General features: G+C 68.6%; 15 protein-coding genes. 11 read left to right on the plus strand and 4 right to left on the minus strand.

The genetic code is table 11. From position 1 onward, the window contains the following. Nucleotides 1-5 precede the first annotated feature (5 nt). From ACYVLQ_RS17620 to ACYVLQ_RS17630, 3 genes are all read left to right on the plus strand, one after another. A complete protein-coding gene (locus ACYVLQ_RS17620) occupies nt 6-1,235 on the plus strand; it encodes a M50 family metallopeptidase (RefSeq protein ID WP_460698552.1) in 1,230 nt (409 codons plus the stop codon). Between the two features lie 109 nt (nt 1,236-1,344). After that, complete coding sequence (locus ACYVLQ_RS17625; protein ID WP_460698553.1) at nt 1,345-2,565, plus strand: cytochrome P450 family protein; 1,221 nt, start codon at nt 1,345-1,347, stop codon at nt 2,563-2,565. 39 nt (nt 2,566-2,604) lie between these two features. Continuing rightward, the gene (locus ACYVLQ_RS17630; protein WP_460698554.1) at nt 2,605-3,435 is read left to right on the plus strand and encodes an SAM-dependent methyltransferase; all 831 of its coding nucleotides are present in this window, start codon (nt 2,605-2,607) and stop codon (nt 3,433-3,435) included. Here ACYVLQ_RS17630 and ACYVLQ_RS17635 read toward each other — a convergent pair whose 3' ends face one another. Both ACYVLQ_RS17635 and ACYVLQ_RS17640 read right to left on the minus strand, forming a co-directional pair. Then, nucleotides 3,436-4,113, minus strand: coding sequence for an endonuclease V (locus ACYVLQ_RS17635; protein WP_460698555.1), 678 nt, complete (start codon nt 4,111-4,113; stop codon nt 3,436-3,438). A gap of 13 nt (nt 4,114-4,126) precedes the next feature. Then, nucleotides 4,127-4,633, minus strand: coding sequence for a YbaB/EbfC family nucleoid-associated protein (locus ACYVLQ_RS17640; protein WP_460698556.1), 507 nt, complete (start codon nt 4,631-4,633; stop codon nt 4,127-4,129). A gap of 330 nt (nt 4,634-4,963) precedes the next feature. Between ACYVLQ_RS17640 and ispG the strand changes: the two genes are divergently transcribed. From ispG to ACYVLQ_RS17655, 3 genes are all read left to right on the plus strand, one after another. Next, the gene (ispG, locus tag ACYVLQ_RS17645) at nt 4,964-6,094 is read left to right on the plus strand and encodes a flavodoxin-dependent (E)-4-hydroxy-3-methylbut-2-enyl-diphosphate synthase (RefSeq protein ID WP_373864015.1); all 1,131 of its coding nucleotides are present in this window, start codon (nt 4,964-4,966) and stop codon (nt 6,092-6,094) included. Between the two features lie 107 nt (nt 6,095-6,201). After that, nucleotides 6,202-7,065 (plus strand): GNAT family N-acetyltransferase, encoded by an 864-nt coding sequence (locus tag ACYVLQ_RS17650; RefSeq protein ID WP_460698557.1) that lies wholly within the window; start codon nt 6,202-6,204, stop codon nt 7,063-7,065. A 319-nt stretch (nt 7,066-7,384) separates the two neighbouring features. After that, a complete protein-coding gene (locus ACYVLQ_RS17655; RefSeq protein ID WP_460698558.1) occupies nt 7,385-9,190 on the plus strand; it encodes a penicillin-binding transpeptidase domain-containing protein in 1,806 nt (601 codons plus the stop codon). Nucleotides 9,191-9,616: 426 nt separating this feature from the next. Here the strand turns inward: ACYVLQ_RS17655 and ACYVLQ_RS17660 are convergent, their stop codons facing one another. Then, on the minus strand, nt 9,617-10,129 hold the full coding sequence (locus tag ACYVLQ_RS17660; protein ID WP_460698559.1) for a peroxynitrite isomerase: 513 nt from the start codon (nt 10,127-10,129) through the stop codon (nt 9,617-9,619). A 177-nt stretch (nt 10,130-10,306) separates the two neighbouring features. Between ACYVLQ_RS17660 and ACYVLQ_RS17665 the strand changes: the two genes are divergently transcribed. Continuing rightward, on the plus strand, nt 10,307-11,137 hold the full coding sequence (locus ACYVLQ_RS17665) for an ABC transporter permease (RefSeq protein WP_460698560.1): 831 nt from the start codon (nt 10,307-10,309) through the stop codon (nt 11,135-11,137). Continuing rightward, nucleotides 11,134-11,976, plus strand: coding sequence for an ABC transporter permease (locus tag ACYVLQ_RS17670; protein ID WP_460698561.1), 843 nt, complete (start codon nt 11,134-11,136; stop codon nt 11,974-11,976). The genes ACYVLQ_RS17665 and ACYVLQ_RS17670 overlap by 4 nt, the downstream gene beginning before the upstream one ends. Before the next feature lie 42 nt (nt 11,977-12,018). On the opposite strand, the gene ACYVLQ_RS17675 is transcribed toward ACYVLQ_RS17670, so the two are convergent. Further along, complete coding sequence (locus tag ACYVLQ_RS17675; protein WP_460698562.1) at nt 12,019-12,879, minus strand: helix-turn-helix domain-containing protein; 861 nt, start codon at nt 12,877-12,879, stop codon at nt 12,019-12,021. A gap of 140 nt (nt 12,880-13,019) precedes the next feature. On the opposite strand from ACYVLQ_RS17675, the gene ACYVLQ_RS17680 reads away from it, so the two are divergent. From ACYVLQ_RS17680 to ACYVLQ_RS17690, 3 genes are all read left to right on the plus strand, one after another. Next, nucleotides 13,020-14,402, plus strand: a complete 1,383-nt coding sequence (locus tag ACYVLQ_RS17680) for an MFS transporter (RefSeq protein WP_460698584.1) — start codon at nt 13,020-13,022, stop codon at nt 14,400-14,402. A 3-nt stretch (nt 14,403-14,405) separates the two neighbouring features. After that, nucleotides 14,406-14,810 carry a hypothetical protein gene (locus tag ACYVLQ_RS17685; protein WP_460698563.1) on the plus strand — a complete coding sequence of 135 codons (405 nt, stop codon included), beginning with the start codon at nt 14,406-14,408 and terminating at the stop codon, nt 14,808-14,810. A gap of 356 nt (nt 14,811-15,166) precedes the next feature. Continuing rightward, a partial coding sequence (locus ACYVLQ_RS17690) for an amino acid adenylation domain-containing protein (protein WP_460698564.1) occupies nt 15,167-19,205 on the plus strand: 4,039 nt, incomplete at its 3' end.

Raw genomic sequence — 19,205 nt, forward strand, 5'->3', positions numbered from 1 at the left:
ACGGCATGGGGTTCGCGATCGGGTTCGTGCTGTTCGCGCTCGGCATCACGGTTTCGGTGGCCCTGCACGAATGCGGCCACATGTGGACCGCGCAGGCCACGGGCATGAAGGTGCGCCGCTTCTTCGTCGGCTTCGGGCCGAAGGTGTTCTCCTTCCGCCGCGGTGAAACCGAGTACGGGCTCAAGGCGCTGCCGCTCGGCGGCTTCTGCGATATCGCGGGCATGACCGCGCTGGACGAGATGGAGCCGGAGGACCTGGACCGGGCCATGTACCGGCAGGCGACCTGGAAGCGGCTGCTGGTGATGTCCGGCGGCATCGCGATGAACTTCTTGCTCGGCTTCCTGCTGATCGTGCTGCTGGCGGTGGGCTGGGGGCTGCCGCGGCTCGACGTTCCGCCGGAGACGCAGATCAACCCGACCAGCTGCGTGCAGGCGCAGAACCCCGACGGCACCGCGCAACCGTGTACGGCCGCCAGCCCGGCCGGGCCCGCGCTGGCGGCCGGGCTGAAGCGCGGCGACAATGTGGTGGCGATCAACGGCGTCCCCGTCGACAGCTGGTCGGAGCTGCAGAAGGCCACCGAACAGCAGACCGGCACCGTGCTCTACACCGTCGAGCGCGACGGTGAGCGCCTCGATATCCCGGTGACGCCGCAGCCGACGGTCACCTACCCGCTGCAGCCCGGCACCAAGGATCGCGTCACCACTCCGGTGATGGTGAACAAGGTCGGCGTCGGACAGGACTACTACGACCCGCAGCAGTACGGCTTCTTCACCGCCATCCCCGCCTCGCTGTCTTTCACCGGCGACATGTTCGGCAAGACCTTCGCCTCGCTGGCGCAGATGCCCAGCAAGGTGGCCGACCTGTGGACCGCCGTCACCGGCGGTGAGCGCAGCGCGGACACCCCGGTCAGCGTCTACGGCGCGAGCAAGATCGGCGGCGAGACGGCCGAGCGCGGCCTGTGGGGCGTGTTCATCCTGGTGCTGGCCAGCCTGAATTTCTTCCTCGGCGCCTTCAACATCCTGCCGCTGCTGCCCCTGGACGGCGGTCATATCGCGGTGGTGCTGTACGAGAAGCTGCGCAACGTGCTGCGCGGGCGCAAGGGCCTACCTCCGGGCGCCCCGGTCGACTACATGAAGCTCCTCCCCGCCACCTACGTGGTGGTCGTGATCGGCGGCGCGTACATGATTCTCACCCTCGCCGCCGACATCGTGAACCCCATCAAACTCTTCCCGTGAGCGGGATTTCCACATCATTCGTAACATGCAGCGCGGCAAGATATGTGGGCGGTATAGGGTTGGTGGCTGATCCGAACGAGTCGACCGGATATCGCCGGAGGGGGAGCCGTTGGATATCGAGCCCGTCGTCCTCGACCCGACCGCTGCCGATCTCCACGGCGAGGTCGAGCGTCTTCGTTCGCGCGGCCCGGCGACGTTGGTGGAGCTGCCCGGTGGGGTGCGTGCCTGGGCGGTGACCGATGCCGCCGTCCTCGAGGCCCTGCTCGCGGACCCCCGGGTTTCCAAGGATGCCCGTCGCCATTGGCCTGCTTTCCGCGATGGCGAGGTCCCGCGTCATTGGCCGCTGAAGCCGTGGGTGGCCGCCAACAACATGCTCACCGCATACGGCTCCGATCACCGCAGGCTGCGACGGCTGGTCGCGCCCGCGTTCACCGCCCGCCGCACGAACGCCCTGCGTCCCTACATCCAGGAGGTGGCCGCCCACTTGCTCGACGCCGTCGATCGGGTACCGGAGGGAGAGGTGGTCGATCTGCGGGAACGATTTTGTTACGTGCTGCCGATGCGGGTCGTCTGCGAGCTGATGGGTATCCCTGATGAGCTGCGTCCGGCGTTGAGTGCGTGCGTCGACAGCGGTTTCGACACCACCCTCGCCCCGGATGCGTCGGCGGCGGCCTACGCCGAGATCGGCCGGATCGTCGGCGAACTCGTGGCGCGCAAGCGGCGCGAGCCCGGCGCCGACATGACCAGCGCCCTCATCGCCGCATCGGACGACGAGGGCGGCTCACGCCTCGACGATCGAGAACTCATCGAGACGGTGATGCTGGTGATCGGCGCGGGCCACGAGACCACGGTCAACCTCATCGGCAACGCCATCGTGGCCCTGCTCGAGCACCCCGATCAGAAGGCGCAGGTTCTCGACGGGCGAGCGTCCTGGGCGCAGGTCGTGGAGGAGACGCTGCGCTGTGAGTCGCCGGTGGGATATCTGCCGTTGCGTTATGCCGTCGACGATCTCGAGGCGGGCGATGTGCGCATCGCGCGAGGCCAGGCGATTCTTGCCTCGTACTCGGCGGCGGGCCGGGATCCGAAGCGGCATGGAGACAGTGCCGCCGCTTTCGACGTGGGCCGTGCGGGTAAGGAGCATCTGTCGTTCGGTCACGGCGTCCACCACTGCCTGGGTGCGCCGCTGGCACGTCTGGAAGCCATGGTCGCACTGCCCGCGGTGTTCGCGCGCTATCCGGAGATGCGACTGGCGAGTCGGCCGGGGGAGTTGGGCGCCGTTCCCAGCTTCATCTCGCACGGCTACCGGAGGGTGCCCGTGTATCGCCGTTGATCCGCAGTATCGCCGACTCCGCTCGTGAGGGAACACGCTATGGCCGACGAAAACAACAGAAGCGGGCCGGATTTGGGGTTGCACCAGGCCCAACCGGCCCGGATGTACGACTACATGCTCGGCGGCAAGGATAACTACGACGCCGACCGTGAGGCTGTGGAGAAGATCGAACGGCTGCTTCCGTCGGTGCGGCGGGCAGCGCGAACCAACCGGGACTTCATGATTCGCGCTGCGCGTTTCGTCGCGCAGGCGGGCATTCGTCAGTTCCTCGATATCGGCACCGGCATTCCGACCGAGCCGAATCTCCATCAGACCGTGCAGCAGATCGCGCCCGACGCGAGGGTCGTCTACGTCGACAACGACCCGATCGTGCTCACTCACGCCAGGGCACTGCTCGTCGGCACCCCGGAAGGACGCACCGGATTCATCCCCGCCGACGTCCGCGACCCGGAGACGATTCTCGACGCTCCGATATTGCGTGAGATCTTGGATCTCGAACGTCCGGTGGCGCTGAGCCTGATCGCGCTGATGCATTTCATCGATGACGACGAACATCCCTACGACATCGTCAACACCTTGATGAACGCGCTCGCGCCCGGCTCTTACCTGGTGATGACACATATCACCGGCGAATTCACACCTGATATCGCCGACCGCGCCGTCCAGATCTACCGCGACAGCGGCATCACGTTCCGACTCCGAGATCGTGGGGAGTTCACCCGGTTCTTCGATGGGTTGGACCTGATCGATCCCGGAATAGAGACGCCACACCGTTGGCACCCGGACGGAATCGTCCCCCCGCGCTCGATGGACAAGCAGATGGTCGGATACGCGGGCGTCGCCCGCAAACCCGGCGGTCCGACCCGGTGATCAACCGTTGCCGCGCAGCAGTTTTCGGCAGAGGTGGTCGGCTTGCCGGGTGGTTTCGGGCTGACGGTATTCGGGGGTGAGGGCGAGAACCGTGGTGCAGGCGGTGTCGAGACTTACTCTGTGGCCGACGGATACGTAGACCGGTTTCACATCGGGCCGGGTTCGCAGGGCGCGGCCGACTACGGCTCCGTCGAGGGTGATGTCGGTGGTCGAGCCGCGTTCGGAGGCAGGCTGTTCGGATTCGCCCAGGAGGTTCTTGGCGACGCCGATGGTCGGCAGTCCGGTGAGCACACCGATGTGGCACGCCAGGCCGAAGCGGCGCGGATGCGCGAGACCCTGGCCGTCGCACATCAGGAGCTCCGGTGTGGTGCGGAGCTTTTCGAGGGCGGCGAGGGTGGTGGGGAGTTCGCGGAGGGCGAGCAGGCCGGGGACGTAGGGGAAGTTCAACGTCGTGCCTCGGGCGGTGGCGGTGTCGATGGGCTCGAGGGTCGACGCGTCCAGGACCACCACGGCCGAAACGACATTCCCGCCCCCGTCGTAGGCCGAGTCGAGACCGGCCACGGTCCGGAAGTCGGGCGGTTGCGGATCGGTCGGGTCGACCAGTCCGCGCAGGCGGTCCTGCAATGCGACTGCGGACTTCGGGTCGCTGGGCAGTTCGACCGCCATCGACAGTCGCATCGCGCTCCCCGGATCAACGCCGGTCGTCGAGGTAGGAGCGGCTGCGGTAGTAGTCGTCCTCTTCCTCGTCGTCAATCGGGGGTGGGGGCGGCGCCTCGGCGGGCTCCGGCACCAGCGATCGCATCACGTCCTTGATGCTGGGTGCGCCGGGGACGATATCGGGCAGGTCGGGCAGTCGGTCGGCGGCGGCCTGGAGGTGCGCGGTCGCCTGTTCGGATCGATCGGCGGCGGCTCGGGCGGCGGCCTGTGCGGCCTCGGCGACGGACCGGCCCAGCCGCTCCGGGGTGGAGCGCTTGAACGATTCCGGCGTCAGGTGCACCTCGATCGGGATGCCGGAGACGTTGCTGACGACCCGGACCAGATTGTCCGACGACCAGGCCTCGCCCGTGGTGGCCGCCAGCCGGGCCTGCACCTCGGACAGTTCGCGGCGCTCCTGCTCGAAGGTCACGAGCATCGAGTCGACCTGGTCGCGCAGCTCGGCGTTGCGGGCGCGATCCGCTTCCTGCTCGCTGTTGGACATGCCACCTCCGGAAATCGGTCCGTCACTGTTCCGACGCGGCGAGACCGCCTTCGGTTCCGACACACGAATGTGTAATGCGTCACACACCGGGCCGCCCGTTCTCAGCTGGGCCGACACGCCCGGCCGAACCTCGCGAAACCTGTTCCACAGCACCATCGTTCGTGTCGCGACGAATCCCCGGTGTCGTGGCCGACCCCTGATCCGATACGTTGTCGGCGCTCTCACAGCGTCTGGTACGGCAACACCACTAGACTCGGGTCCGAACGGGTGGAGCACACACGAAAGCACGAAAGTAGGCAACCGAACGTGAGTAGTGCCATCGCATTGGGGATGCCGTCGGGGCCCGCGGCCGTCCTCGCACCCCGGCGCAAGACTCGCCAACTCCAGGTGGGCAAGGTCGGGGTCGGCAGTGACTTCCCGGTGTCGGTGCAGTCGATGACGACCACCAGAACCCACGACGTGAATTCCACGCTGCAGCAGATCGCGGAGCTGACCGCGTCGGGCTGCGACATCGTGCGGGTGGCGTGCCCGCGCCAGGAGGACGCCGACGCGCTGGCGGCCATCGCGAAGAAGTCTCCCATCCCGGTCATCGCCGATATCCACTTCCAGCCGCGCTACATCTTCGCCGCGATCGACGCCGGCTGCGCCGCGGTGCGGGTCAACCCGGGCAATATCAAGGAATTCGACGGCCGCGTCGGCGAGGTCGCGAAGGCGGCCGGGGCGGCGGGCATCCCGATCCGCATCGGTGTCAACGCGGGCTCGCTCGACAAGCGGATGTTGGAGAAGTACGGCAAAGCGACGCCGGAGGCGCTGGTGGAGTCGGCGCTGTGGGAGGCGAGCCTGTTCGAGGAGCACGGCTTCGGCGATATCAAGATCTCGGTCAAGCACAACGACCCGGTGATCATGGTGGAGGCCTACCGCCAGTTGGCCGCGCAGTGCGACTACCCGCTGCACCTGGGCGTCACCGAGGCCGGTCCGGCGTTCCAGGGCACCATCAAATCCGCCACCGCGTTCGGCGCGCTGCTGTCGCAGGGCATCGGCGATACGATCCGCGTCTCGCTGTCGGCCCCGCCCGTCGAAGAGGTGAAGGTCGGCAACCAGATCCTGCAGTCGCTGAACCTGCGCCCGCGCAAGCTCGAGATCGTGTCGTGCCCGTCGTGCGGCCGCGCGCAGGTCGACGTGTACACCCTGGCCGACGAGGTCACCGCCGGCCTGGAGGGCATGGAGATCCCGCTGCGGGTCGCCGTGATGGGGTGCGTGGTGAACGGGCCGGGCGAGGCGCGCGAGGCCGATCTCGGCGTGGCCTCGGGGAACGGCAAGGGCCAGATCTTCGTCAAAGGCGAGGTCATCAAGACCGTGCCCGAGCACCAGATCGTGGAGACCCTGATCGAGGAGGCGATGCGCATCGCCGAGGAGATGGGCGACGCCGGTGCGGGCGAACCGGTCGTCACCGTCGGGTAACCGGTAATCGGGATGCGTTCGTGACACGGGGCGTCGTCGTGTGTGGTGGCTCGCTCCCGGCACCCAAACAGCGGCGTATTCGTACGGTTCGTGGCAGGCTGTGAGTCGTGCGGAGTGTGCTGGAGCCGACCCGCCGGACGAGAAATTCCGGCGCTCGCCAGCTCGCGAATCGCGATCTGGCGCAGGTGCTGCAAATCCTGGACACCGACCCGGTGGCCAGCTGCATGGTCGCCGCGCGTCTGCAGGAGTACGGCCTCGAGGGCCGGGGCGGGCAAGCGGAGCTGTGGAGCCGCGGCGGCCCGATGACGTCGCTGTGCTTTTCCGGCGCGAACCTGGTGCCGCTGCGCGGCGGGCCGGACGACCTGCGCGCCTTCGCCGATCGGGCGGTGCGCTGGCCGCGGGTGTGCTCGTCGGTGGTCGGCCGCCAGGAGTTGGCGCTGCCGCTGTGGGAGATGCTGTCGCAGCGCTGGGGCCCGGCCCGGGATCTGCGCGCCGACCAGCCGCTGCTCGCGCTCGACGGTCCCGCCTACGCGGTGCCCGATCCCCGGGTGCGCCGAGTGCGGGCCGATGAGCTGGACCGATACCTGGTCGCCGCGGTCGCGATGTTCACCGAGGAGATCGGCGTGGATCCGCGCCTCGGCGACGGCGGGCGCAGCTATCGGCGGCGCGTGTCGAGCTTGATCCAGGCCGGTCGCGCGTGGGCCCGCTTCGAGGACGGCGAGGTCGTGTACAAGGCCGAGGTGGGCGCGGTGTCGCGGCGCACCGGGCAGATTCAGGGTGTGTGGGTGCACCCGAGCTGTCGCGGACGCGGGGTGGGCACCGCGGGGACGGCCACCGTGGCGAACGCCGTGGTGGCCTCGGGGCGCACCGCGAGCCTGTACGTCAACTGCTACAACGAGGCGGCCCGCCGGGCCTACAAGAAGGTCGGATTCGACCAGGTCGCCACGTTCGCCACGGTTCTGGTGGATTGATTCCGGCCAAAAGCACGCCGGAAATGACAGGGGCGGTCGCGCAGAAAATGCCAGCGTGGAGGGAAGGCCCGGCGTGCTCCCTCATCATCCCTGGTGAGCTCCTCCGTCATCCTGGTGTGCTCTTTCGTCTTCCCTGGTGTGCTCTTTCGTCTTCCCTGGTGTGCTCTTTCGTCTTCCCCGGTGTGCTCCCTCGTCTTCCCCGGCGTGTTTTTGGCCGGGGTCAGCACGTGTGTCGCAGGTGGATGCGAATAGTTGGCTGGATACCATCCTCTCGATGTCGATATCCGAAAGACGTTGTGTTGGTCGTATTCCCGGGCGGATGGCGAAGGTCTCCTCCCGGAGTCCGATCGCCGTGCTGGTCGTGTCCGCGGCACTCGCGCTGGCATCCGGCGGGTGCGCGGCCGAGTCCCAAGGCCCGGCGCCCGCGGCCGACGATTTCCTGGCGGCGGTCGCCCGTCACGATGTGGAAGCCGCCGCGCGGCTCACCAACCAACCCGGAAAGGCAAGCGCCGCACTGGCTTCGGCGTGGGACAAGCTGCAAGCCGAGCAATTGAGCGCGCACGCGGGCGATGCCCGGGTCACCGGCGACACCGCCACCGTCGACTACACCTACGAGTGGCGGCTGCCGAGGGAGCGCGTCTGGACCTACACCGGCCAGTTGCAGATGGGGCGCAGCGGTGGCCGCTGGCAGGTGCGCTGGACCGCGTCGGATATTCACCCCAAGCTCGGCGATACCCAGACCATGGAACTGCGAGCCACCCCCGCGCCGCGCGCCCGGGTGAACGAGCGCTCCGGCGCGGACGTGCTGATTCCCGGTACGGTGCACCCGATCTCGTTCACGGCGCGCGCGGCCCCCGATCCCGGTTATGTGGCCGACGCACTGGCCGCGGCCCTGAGACAGTTCGACGAGGACCTGACCGCCGACGCCATCCTCGCCGCGGCGCGCAAGACCTCCGGCGCGTATACCGTTGCGGCCCTGACCGATCCGGAGTTCGACCGGGTCGGCCCCCAACTGCTCGGGCTCCCCGGCGTGACCACCGGCAAGCACGCGGACCTGGTCCCCGCCGACCGCCATTTCGCCCCCGACCTGATGGCGCAGGTCCGCAAGACCGTCATCGACGAGGTGGACGGCAAGGCCGGGTGGAGCGTCGTCACGGTCAACGCCGACGGCGTCGACGTCGACGTGCTGCACGAGGTGGCGCCGCAGCCGGCGCCGTCGTTCTCGCTGAGCGTCGACCGCAACGTGCAGAACGCCGCGCAGCGGGCGGTCGACGTGCGCCCCGACCAGACCATGATGGTGGTCCTGCAGCCGTCCACCGGCGCGGTGCTGGCGGTGGCCCAGAACAAGGCGGCCGACACCGACGGCCCCGTCGCCACCTCCGGGCTGTACCCGCCGGGCTCCACCTTCAAGACGGTGACCGCGGCCGCGGCGATGGCCGAGGGCGTCGCGACTCCCGACACCGTGGTGCCGTGTCCGAGCCGGATCGTGATCGGGGAGCGGACCATCCCCAACTACGAGCTGTTCACCATCGGCGACGTGCCGATGGCCACCGCCTACCAGCGCTCCTGCAATACCGCGTTCGCGAAGATCGCCAGCGAGTTGCCCGCCGGTGCGCTGACCGATGCCGCGACCCGGTTCGGCATCGGGCCGGATTACAGCGTGGTCGGTCTGCCCACGGTGTCGGGATCGGTGCCGCCCGCCTCGGACAAGGTGCAGCGCACCGAGAACGGCATCGGGCAGGGCACGGTGGTGACGAGCCCGTTCGCGATGGCGCTCGCGGCCGCCACCGTCGCGCGCGGGTCGGTGCCGACCCCGTACCTGATCGCCGGGTACGAGACGAAGGTAGTCGGGGAACGCCCGCCCCTGCCCCCGGTGGTGGTGCAGGGATTGCGGACGATGATGCGAATGGTGGTGACCGGGGGGACCGCCGAGCGGATCGCCGACCAGGGCGAGGTGTACGGCAAGACCGGGGAGTCGGAGGTGGAGGGCGGCTCGCATTCGTGGTTCATCGGCTACCGCGGCGATATGGCGTTCGCGACGCTGCTGGTGAAGGGCGGAAGTTCCGATAACGCGGTCGCGGTTACCAGGGATATGCTGACGGCGCTGCCGCCGGGGACCGCGTGAATCACCGGGGATCGGCGGAAAATACGACGACCGGAAGCCTGGGGGAGTGAGGCATCCGGTCGTCTGGTCGCATTCGAATGTGTTCGTCGGTGTTTATGGCGAGTGCATCTCCATTTCGCTCGTGACCGTCGGGGCGGCGTTCCCGACGGGGGATTCGGCTCCGACCGAGGCGTCGCCGAGCAATTCCACGGCACCGGTTCCGGCTAGGAGCATCCCTGCGGTTATGAGGGTGAGCGTCGAACGCTTCATGGTTCTTCTCCCTTGTGGGGCGAGCGAGATCCAATGGGCTCGAACTATCGGTCGCCGACTGTTAGCCGACTCGAAAAACCGTAGAACGCCAGCAATCTCCGAGACAACCCCTGGTGCCCAATAGCACACATCCGGGAATTCGTGCCGCAGGTCACGGGTGTGTCGGTGACCTTTTTGTTATTCGGCCCGGCGCAGACTGGCGGCCAGATGATGCTGCTTCGGCTGCCCGGCGGCGGCCATGCGCAGCGTGTAATCGATGGTGTCGCCGGACAACCGGAGCGAGCGGCCCAGCGCGGTGACACGTTTCGCCGTGGCGGTGAGGCCGATATGGGTGGAATCCAATTCCATGGTCAGGCCGCCGTCGGCGAGGTCGAGGCTGCCCTCGCAGATCTCGGTGATCCCGGTCGGGTGGGCGAGGATCAGCTCGATGCGATCCGGCCCGGCGCAGCGCAGATAGCCCGTCTCCGCGTGCAGCGAGCGGCCGTCGTCCGCGTGCCGGGTGCGCTGCCGGTAGGTGAGGAACGGACGGCCGACGTGGCCGAAGGTGACTTCCTCCTGGTAGTCGAACGACTCGATGGTCGGATACTCGCCGTGGCCGGAGCCGCGCCAGGTGCCCAGCAGTGGGGCGAGGTGGGCGATATCGGGATGGGGCGCGACGGGAGGCTGGGGTTCGAGCACGGCGGCCAGCATAGTGGCCCCGGACGGCGCGGGTGCACGGACGACGCGCTCGGATCGATCGAATACCGGTGACCCGGCTTGACAGCCCTCGAACACGCCGACCGGAGCGAGGACATCGAACGGCTGCCGGAATTCGCACGTTATGTCTGATGAGATGAAGGCACCCGGCGCACGGGGAGGGAGTACAGGATGGCGATCGATGTGCTCGCGCGGCCCGGTGCGCCGCCGGCGCCCCGGCGGTCGGCGGTGCGGCAGTGCTGGGTGCTGGCGTTACGCCTGGTGCGGCCCTCGCTGCGGAACGGGGAGGTGCTGACCGCGCTGCTGTCGCCGGTGGTTTTCACCGTCGGGTTCTATGTGCCGCTGAACCGGGTGATGAGCTTCGCCGGACACGGGCTCGGCAGCTATGCGCAGTTTCTGATGCCCATGATCGTGATGCAGGCCGTGTCCTTCTGCGGGACGGCCGCGGCGTTCCGGTCGGCGACCGATGCCCGGGACGGGCTGGACGCCCGCTTCGCCACCATGCCCATGCCATCCGTGGCGCCGCTGGCCGCCCGGGCCGTCGCGGTCGGGTACCGGATCGTGATCGCTCTGGCGGCGGCGTTGGTCTGCGGGCACGTGATCGGATTCCGGTTCTACGGGGGCGGATGGCACACCGCGTGCTTCCTCGCGTTCGCCTTCGTCCTCGGGCTGCTGCTGGGCCTGATGGGTGATCTGCTCGGGGCGCTGTCGAAGAGCCCGGAGGCGACGACGCAGGCGCTGGTGCTCCCCCAGCTGATTCTCGGCATGGTGTCCACCGGGTTCGCTCCGGCGAGCCAGTTCCCGCGGTGGATCCAGGGCTTCGCGCGCAATCAGCCGGTTTCGCAGTTCATCGGGGTGATGCGGGTGCTGGCCGGAGATAGATCCGGGCGTGCGGGGGCGGTGAGCTGGGCGACCGTGGGACCGGGGCTGGGGTGGGCAGCGTTGGGACTGGCCGTATTCGGTGGCGCCTCGGTGCTGGTGGCCGTGCGGAGGCAGCGATGACGGCGGGATCGCGCGAGGCAGGGACGGTGCGCGCGGCCGCCGAGCTGCCGGGGGTCGCCGTCGGCACCGAGGCGTGGCGGTATCTGTTGCCGCAGACGATGATTCAGACCCGGCGGCTGCTGACTCGCTGGCGCCGTGACCCGTTGACCATGGCCCAGTCGCTGGTGTTTCCGGTGCTGCTGCTGGTGATGCTCAACACCGTTCTGGGACGCCAGATTTCGGCGTTTTCCGGGGCGAGTGCGCTGTACGGTTCGGTACCGATGGTGACGCTGGTGTCGGTGATGTCGGGATCGCTGGCCGGGGCCATAACACTGGGCCGCGAGCGCGACGACGGTCTGCTGGCCCGCTTCTGGGTGCTGCCGGTGCACCGCGCATCAGGGTTGCTGGCGCGGATTCTCGCCGAGGGGGCTCGCATTCTGGTGGGTACGCTGGTGCTGTTCGGGGTGGGGGTGTTGCTCGGGCTCCGGTTTCGCCAGGGTTGGGCGGCCGCGGTCGCGCTGATCGGGGTGCCGCTGCTGTACGGGTTGGGGTTCGCCACGCTGGTGACGGCGGTCGCCGTCTACACCGCGAAACCGGCACTGGTGGAGGCGATCTCGCTGGGGTCCTCGCTGCTGATGTTCTTCTCCACCGGATTCGTGCCGCTGGCGGCGTATCCGGCCTGGGCGAAACCCATTGTGGCGCACCAGCCCATGTCCTACGCCGTGGACGCCATGCGCGGCCTGTCGCTGGGCGGTCCCGTGCGCGGCCCGCTGTTGGCGACCGTCGCCTGGTCCCTGGGCGCGATCGTGGTGTTCGCCGTGCCCGCGACCATCGGCTACCGCCGCGCCAGCCGCAGCTGAACGCGGACGCTTCCATACTCCCGAAATTAGGGGGAGGGGGCCCTATTTCAATTCGTCGGCCACCTTGGCCATCAGGGCCGTCGAATCGCGGGGGCTCAGGGCCATCGCGCGCAGTTGGTCGAACATCACGCCGAACCGGCGAATCTCGTTGTGGCCCTCCACGATGTCGTCGCCCGCGATGCCCTCGACGTACACCAGTTCCGGATCGGCCGGATCGGGGAAGTCCAGCAGGACGAACGAGCCGACCATCGCCGGATGCGCGCCCGCGTCGAACGGCAGCACCTGCAGGATGACGTTGCGCTTCTCCGCCTCCTCGACCAGCCGCAGCAGCTGCCCGCGCATCACCTCGCGGCCACCGACCACGCGCCGGATCGCCGCCTCGTCGAGCACCACCCACAGCTCCAGCGGCGCCTCCTTGGTGAGCACCTTCGCCCGCTCGAACCGCGCGCGCAGGCGCTGCTCGATGACCCCGGCCTCCACCTTAGGCATGGCTGTATCCAGCACCGCCACGGCGTACTGCTCGGTCTGTAGCAGCCCGGGGATGAACGACGTCTGGAACAGCCGCGCCGAGAGCGCCTCGTCCTCGAAATTGATATAGGCGGCGTACACCTCCGACACGGACGCCTCGAACGGCCGCGACATACCCGGCTTCTGCGCCTCCTGCAGCAACTGCAGAGCATCCGCGCGCTGCGGCTCCTCGACCCCGTACAGATCCAGCATGGCCATCAGGGTGCGCCGCTGCGGGCGGGCCTGGGCCGTCTCGATGCGGTACAGCGTCGTGACGTTGATGCCGGTGCGGGCGCTGACCACGTCCTTGCCCACCCCGGCGTGTTCACGCATCTCGTGCAGCAGTGCGGCCAGCCGCCTGAGCTGGACCGTCAGCACCGTCCGCTTGCCTGCCATGGCGAGCGCTCTCCTCTGTGCACTTCGCGGAACGCGCTACCGCGTCCCTGCCTTGTCGGAGCCCGCTGACCAGCGCGGGGCCGCAGCGGGGGCGTTCATAGTCGGAGAGCGTACCTGCTGCAATCTCGGCGAGGGCCGGGATCCGCGGTCGGTACGCCGGGCATCGGGCACCGCCGTCGCATACGCTGCGTCCCATGACCGAAGTTCCTGCGCGGGCCACCATCGGGCAGGCCGCCGGGCGGCGGCAGGTGCTGGCGTGGGGGTTGTGGGACTGGGGTTCGGCGGCGTTCCAGGCGGTCATCCTCACCTTCGTCTTCTCGGTGTATCTGACCGACACGGTGGGTGGTGACGACCTGCCGGGCGGAATCTCGGCGAGCGCGTGGCTGGGCTGGGCGCTGGGGCTGTCCGGGCTGGTGGTCGCGCTGACCGCGCCGATCAGCGGGCAGTGGTTCGACGCCACCGCGCGGCGCAAGCGCGCGCTGGGCCTGCTGACCGCGATCACGGTGCTGCTGACGGCCGGGATGTTCTTCGTGCACGACGACCACCGCGAGCTGTGGCTGGGTCTGTTGCTGCTCGCGCTCGGTTCGGCGGTGTTCGAACTCGCGGGCGTGCCCTACAACGCTATGCTGCGACAGGTTTCCACGCCGGCGACGATCGGGCGGGTGTCCGGATTCGGCTGGGCGATGGGGTATTTCGGCGGCATCGTGCTGCTGCTGATCTGCTATGTGGGATTCATCGCGGGCGACGGGGACACGCGCGGACTGCTCGGGGTGCCGACCGCGGACGGGCTGAATATCCGACTGGTCGCGGTACTGGCGGCAGTGTGGTTCGCCGCCTTCGCTGTGCCGGTGCTGCTGGCCGTGCCGGAACTGCCGCGCACCGATGCTGATCCGGGCGCCGCGCGGGCCGGATTCTTCGCCTCCTACCGGGTGCTGTCGCGTGATCTACGCGAGCTATGGGCGGCCGACCGCCGGATCGTCGGATTTCTCCTGGCCAGCGCGATATTCCGGGACGGTCTCGCCGGGGTGTTCACCTTCGGCGCGGTGCTCGCGGTGCGGGTCTACGGCATCTCCGACGACGATGTGCTGCTGTTCGGCATCGCGGCGAATGTCGTTGCGGCACTGGGGGCGATCGTCGCCGGGCGCTTCGACGACACCGTCGGCCCGAAGGCGGTCATCGTCACCTCGCTGGCCGCGATGCTGGTCTTCGGCGCGGCGCTGCTGATCGTCTCTGGGCCCGCGCTGTTCTGGGTGTTCGGCCTGCTGCTCACCATCTTCGTCGGTCCCGCGCAGGCGGCGGCGCGCAGCTTCCTCGCCCGTCTCGCGCCGCCCGGACGCGAAGGTCAGCTGTTCGGCCTCTACACGACCACGGGCCGCGCGGTGTCGTTCCTCGCTCCGGTCATGTTCGGCCTGTTCGCCTGGGCCTTCGGGACCGACCGCGCGGGAATCGTGGGACTGCTTCTGGTGCTGGGCCTGGGCCTGATCGCCGTGCTGCCCGTGCGCGCTCCGGACCCGGCGGACTGAACGGTGGGTGGAAATCGGTTCCCCGGTGTGCTGCTGCGGGGGTACTGGCTGGTCTGTATCGCGGGCACCGTGGCGGCGGTCGCGGTGACGACGGTGCTGTCCGGCCCCGTCGCCGTGCTGTGGATCCTGTTCCCGGCGGTCGCGGTCGTGCTCGCCACCTATCCCTGGCTGTCGCCGTTGGAGTCGGCCGCCCGGTCCCGCAGAACCATCTGGCTGCTGTGTTGTGCGGCCGCCATCGCCGGGGCGCCCTGGATGCCCGTCGCGTGGGGCTTCGGTTTCGTGGCGGTACCGGTCGCCGTCGCGCTGCCGTGCCTTTATGCCTTCGGCGCGCGTGTGGCAGCCGAAGAACTCTGGCCGCGGCGTCATCGGGCGCCGGGCATGAAATTGCCCCATCATTTGGGGTCTTGACCCTGACCGCCATTCTGCTCGCAGGCAGAACAGATCACGGGTGGACGAATCACCGATAACGGTGAAATGGTGTGTGCACCCGGTTTTTAGCGGCGACCATCCTTCTGAGCAGGCAAGATGTCGGGATGTGATGCAACTGCCCCCGTGGTTGTCGCACATCACAATTGACCGGCGTATCGGTCCGTGCGAGTGGGCACCGCAAGTCTTCTCATCGACCCCTGTAACGGATGCCGTTCCCTGCCGATGAAGCGTTTCGATCGTTCGGTGACATTCCGGTATGGGAATGGATCGATCCGTTGCGATTCAGAGGATTTGAATTCCCGCCGGAAGGGTGAGGTCGAGCAGTGTCCGAGTCGATGACGGTCAGGCCGAACGAACGCACTCGTCGCCGCAGGAGGTCGGCGGCCGCGCTGTTCGACCAGTTGCTCACGGCGGCAGTCGAATCCCGGCCCGACGCGGTGGCGATTCGGTTCGCCTCCGAAAGTCCGGTCGAGGTCCGCGAACTCACCTATCGGGAAGTGGACGAAGCGTCGTCGCGGCTGGCCCGGGAGCTGATCGACTGGGGGATCGGCGCGGGCGATGTGGTCGCCATCGGCCTGACCCGCTCCGTCGAGTCGGTGCTGTCGGTGTGGGCGATCGCCAAGACGGGTGCGGCCTACCTCCCGGTGGACCCGGCCTATCCGGCGGAGCGCGTCGCGCACCTGCTCACCGATTCCGCTGCGGTACTGGGCCTTACGACCTCGGCGCAGCGTCCGGCGTTCGCGGGCGGCCTGCCGTGGATCGAACTCGACGCGCCCGCGCAGGCCGCGCGTATCGCGGCGCGTTCGCCGCATCCGGTCTCCTATCTCGACCGGCTCCGCGTGGTCACCGAGCAACATCCGGCGTACGTGATCTACACGTCCGGGTCGACCGGGCTGCCGAAGGGCGTCGTGATCACGCATGCGGGCCTGGGCGGCCTGGCGCGAGCGGAGCGCGACCAGCTCGGGGTGACGCCGGACTCCCGGGTGCTGCACGTGTGCTCGCCGAACTTCGACTTCTCCGTGGTGGAACTGCTGCTGACCTTCTACGCGGGCGCCACCCTGGTGGTCGCGCCGCCGCAGGTGTACTCCGGAACCGAGCTGTCGAATCTGCTGCGGCGCGAACGCATTACGCACCTGATGATCACGCCGGGCGCGCTGGAATCGGTGGATCCCCGCGGGCTCGACGATCTGGGCGCCGTGATGGTGGGAGGCGACAAGCTCGGTCCGGAGCTGGTGGCCCGCTGGGGCGACGGGCGCTCGTTCATCAATGCCTACGGGCCCACCGAAGCCACGGTCATGGTCACCACCAGCGCGCCGATCGAGCCGGGCGGGGCGATCACCCTCGGTTCGGCTGTCCCGGGTGTCGGTCTGTTCGTATTGGATTCGTGGTTGCGTCCGGTACCGGCGGGGGTCGTGGGCGAGCTGTACGTGTCGGGTGCGGCGCTGGCGCAGGGATATCTGCGGCGGCCCGCGCTGACGGCGGAACGGTTCGTCGCGAGCCCGTTCGGCGCGGAAACCGGGACGCCGGGCGCGCGGCTGTATCGCACGGGAGATCTGGTGCGGCGCAACGAATCCAGCGGAGATCTGGAGTATCTGGGACGCTCGGACTTCCAGGTCAAGATTCGCGGCCTGCGCATCGAGCTCGGCGAGATAGACAACGCGCTCACCGGCCATCCCGATATCGATTACGCGGCGACCCTGGGCAAGGAGCTCCCGTCCGGCGCTACCGCGCTGGTGGCGTACGTGCTGCCGCGACCTGGCAGTTCGGTCGATGCCGGTGAACTCACGAGGCATGTCGCGCAGTCGTTGCCCGCCTACATGGTTCCGGCGGCGATCGTGCTGCTCGACGAGATTCCGCTGACGCCGATCGGCAAACTCGACCGGGCCGGGCTGCCCGAGCCGGTCTTCGCGGCGCGCGAGTTCCGGGCGCCGTCGACGCCGGTGGAGGAGATCGTCGCCGAAGTCTTCGCGGCGCTGCTGGTTCCGGATGCCGAGCCGGGGTCGGTGGGCGCCGATGACGGCTTCTTCGAGCTGGGCGGCAATTCGCTGCTGGCCGCGCAGGCCGCGGCGCGCATCGGCTCGACGCTGGATGCGCTGGTGCCGGTGCAGCTGTTGTTCGAGGCGCCGACAGTGGCCGGGCTGGCGGCGCGGGTGGCGCGCCTGGCGGGCTCGGCGGCCGGGCGGCGGTTGCGGCCCATGGAGCGTCCGCAGCGAGTGCCGATGTCGTATGCGCAGCAACGGATGTGGTTCCTCAACCGGTTCGATCCGTCGAGCGCGGTCGACAACATTCCGGTCGCGGTGCGATTGAGCGGACAGTTGGACGTCGGCGCGCTGCGGGCCGCGGTGCGGGATCTGGTGGAGCGGCACGAGGTGTTGCGCACCGTCTACCCGGAGGTCGACGGCGTGGGGTATCAGTCGGTGCTGCCGGTCGCCGATGTGCGTGCCGTGCCGGAACTTCCGGTCGTCGACATGGATCCCGACCAGGTGGGCGACGCGGTGACCCGGATGGTGACCGAGGGGTTCGATGTCACCGAGCAGGCGCCTGTTCGGTTGGCGCTGTTGCGGATCAGGCGCTCCTCCGCGGAATCCGATGCGGTGGGCAACGACACGGATATCGCGCGGGATTACGTACTGATATGCGTCATGCACCACATTGCCGGAGACGGGTTTTCGCTGGGGCCGCTGACTCGAGATCTGATGACCGCGTATGTCGAGCGGGTGCGCGGCGGGCGTCCCGGGTGGGCGCCGTTGGCGGTGCAGTACGCCGATTACGCGCTGTGGCAGCGGGAGTCGCTGGGGGAGGAGGCAGATCCGGGGTCGACGCTGGCACGGCAGGTCGAGTTCTGGCGGCGGTCGCTGGCGGGGCTGCCCGAGCAGTTGGAACTGCCGGTCGACCGACCGCGGCCCGCGATCGCGTCACATCGTGGGGCGGCGGTGGATTTCGAGGTCGATGCCGGAACGCACGCGGCCCTGAATCGGCTTGCGCACGACCAGGGTTCGACACTGTTCATGGTCGTGCACGCCGCGCTGGCGGTCCTGTTGGCGCGGCTGTCGGGGACCCGCGATATCGCGGTCGGCACCGCGGTCGCGGGGCGTGGCGCCGCCGAGTTGGACGATGTGATCGGCATGTTCGTCAATACGCTGGTGTTGCGGACCGAGGTCGATCCGGGGGCGCGGTTCGACCAACTGCTGGCCGCGGTGCGCGGCACGGATGTGGCGGCGTTCGGGCATGCGGATGTGCCGTTCGAGCGGCTGGTGGAGGTGTCGGATCCGGTGCGTTCGCGCGCGCGGCATCCGCTGTTCCAGGTGATGCTGACCTTCCAGAACCTGGCGCCCGCGCGGTTGGACCTGCCGGGCTTGACGGTGTCGGGCGTGGATATGACCGTGCCGCTGGCGAAGTTCGACCTGCAGTTGACGCTGACCGAACAGTTCGACGAACACGGTGCGCCTCGGGGCTTGGCGGCGTCGTTCACCTACGCGACGGATCTGTTCGACCAGGGCACCGTGCGGGGTTTCGCCGATCGGTTCGGCCGGGTGCTGGCCGCGGTGGCCGCCGATGCCGGTGCCGTCGTGGGCGATATCGACGTGCTGGCGCCCGGTGAGCGGGAACTGGTGCTGCGCGAATGGAATTCGCGCGGCGTGCGGGTGCCGCCGGTGACGCTGGTGGATCTGATTGCCGCGCAGGCGCGTCGAAGACCCGACGCGGACGCGATTCGCTTCGAAGGTTCGGTGCTGTCGTACGGCGAATTGCGGCGGCGGGCCGACAAGGTCGCGCGCGCACTGATCGCGCAGGGCGTGGGCCCGGAATCGGTGGTGGCGGTGGCGGTGCCGCGCACCGAGGAGTTGCCGGTCGCTCTGCTGGCTGTGCTGGTCGCCGGTGCGGCGTATCTGCCGATCGATACCTCCTATCCGCAACGGCGGCTGGAGTTCATTCTCGCCGACGCCGGGCCTGCGTGTCTGCTGACGACCGCCTCGACGCGAGAAACATTGCCCGACACTATCGTTGCGGCCTCGCCGTCCACCGTGGAGATGCCGGTGGTGCTGCTGGATGAGCTGGCGGACCTCCCGGACGACCCGGTTACGGACGTGGATCGGGTCGCGCCGTTGCGGCCGGAGAATTTGGCGTATGTCATCTATACGTCCGGTTCCACCGGCGTGCCGAAGGGTGTGGGTGTCGCGCACGGCAATGTGCTGGAGTTGTTCGCCAATACGCAGTTGTTGTTCGATTTCGACGAGACCGACGTGTGGACGCTGTTCCATTCCTTCGCTTTCGATTTCTCGGTGTGGGAGCTGTGGTGCGCGTTGGCCAATGGCGGTGCGGTGGTGGTGGTCGATTTCTTGACCTCGCGGTCGCCGGAGTTGTTCCGCGAGTTGT

It is taken from the genome of Nocardia thraciensis, assembly GCF_054782435.1.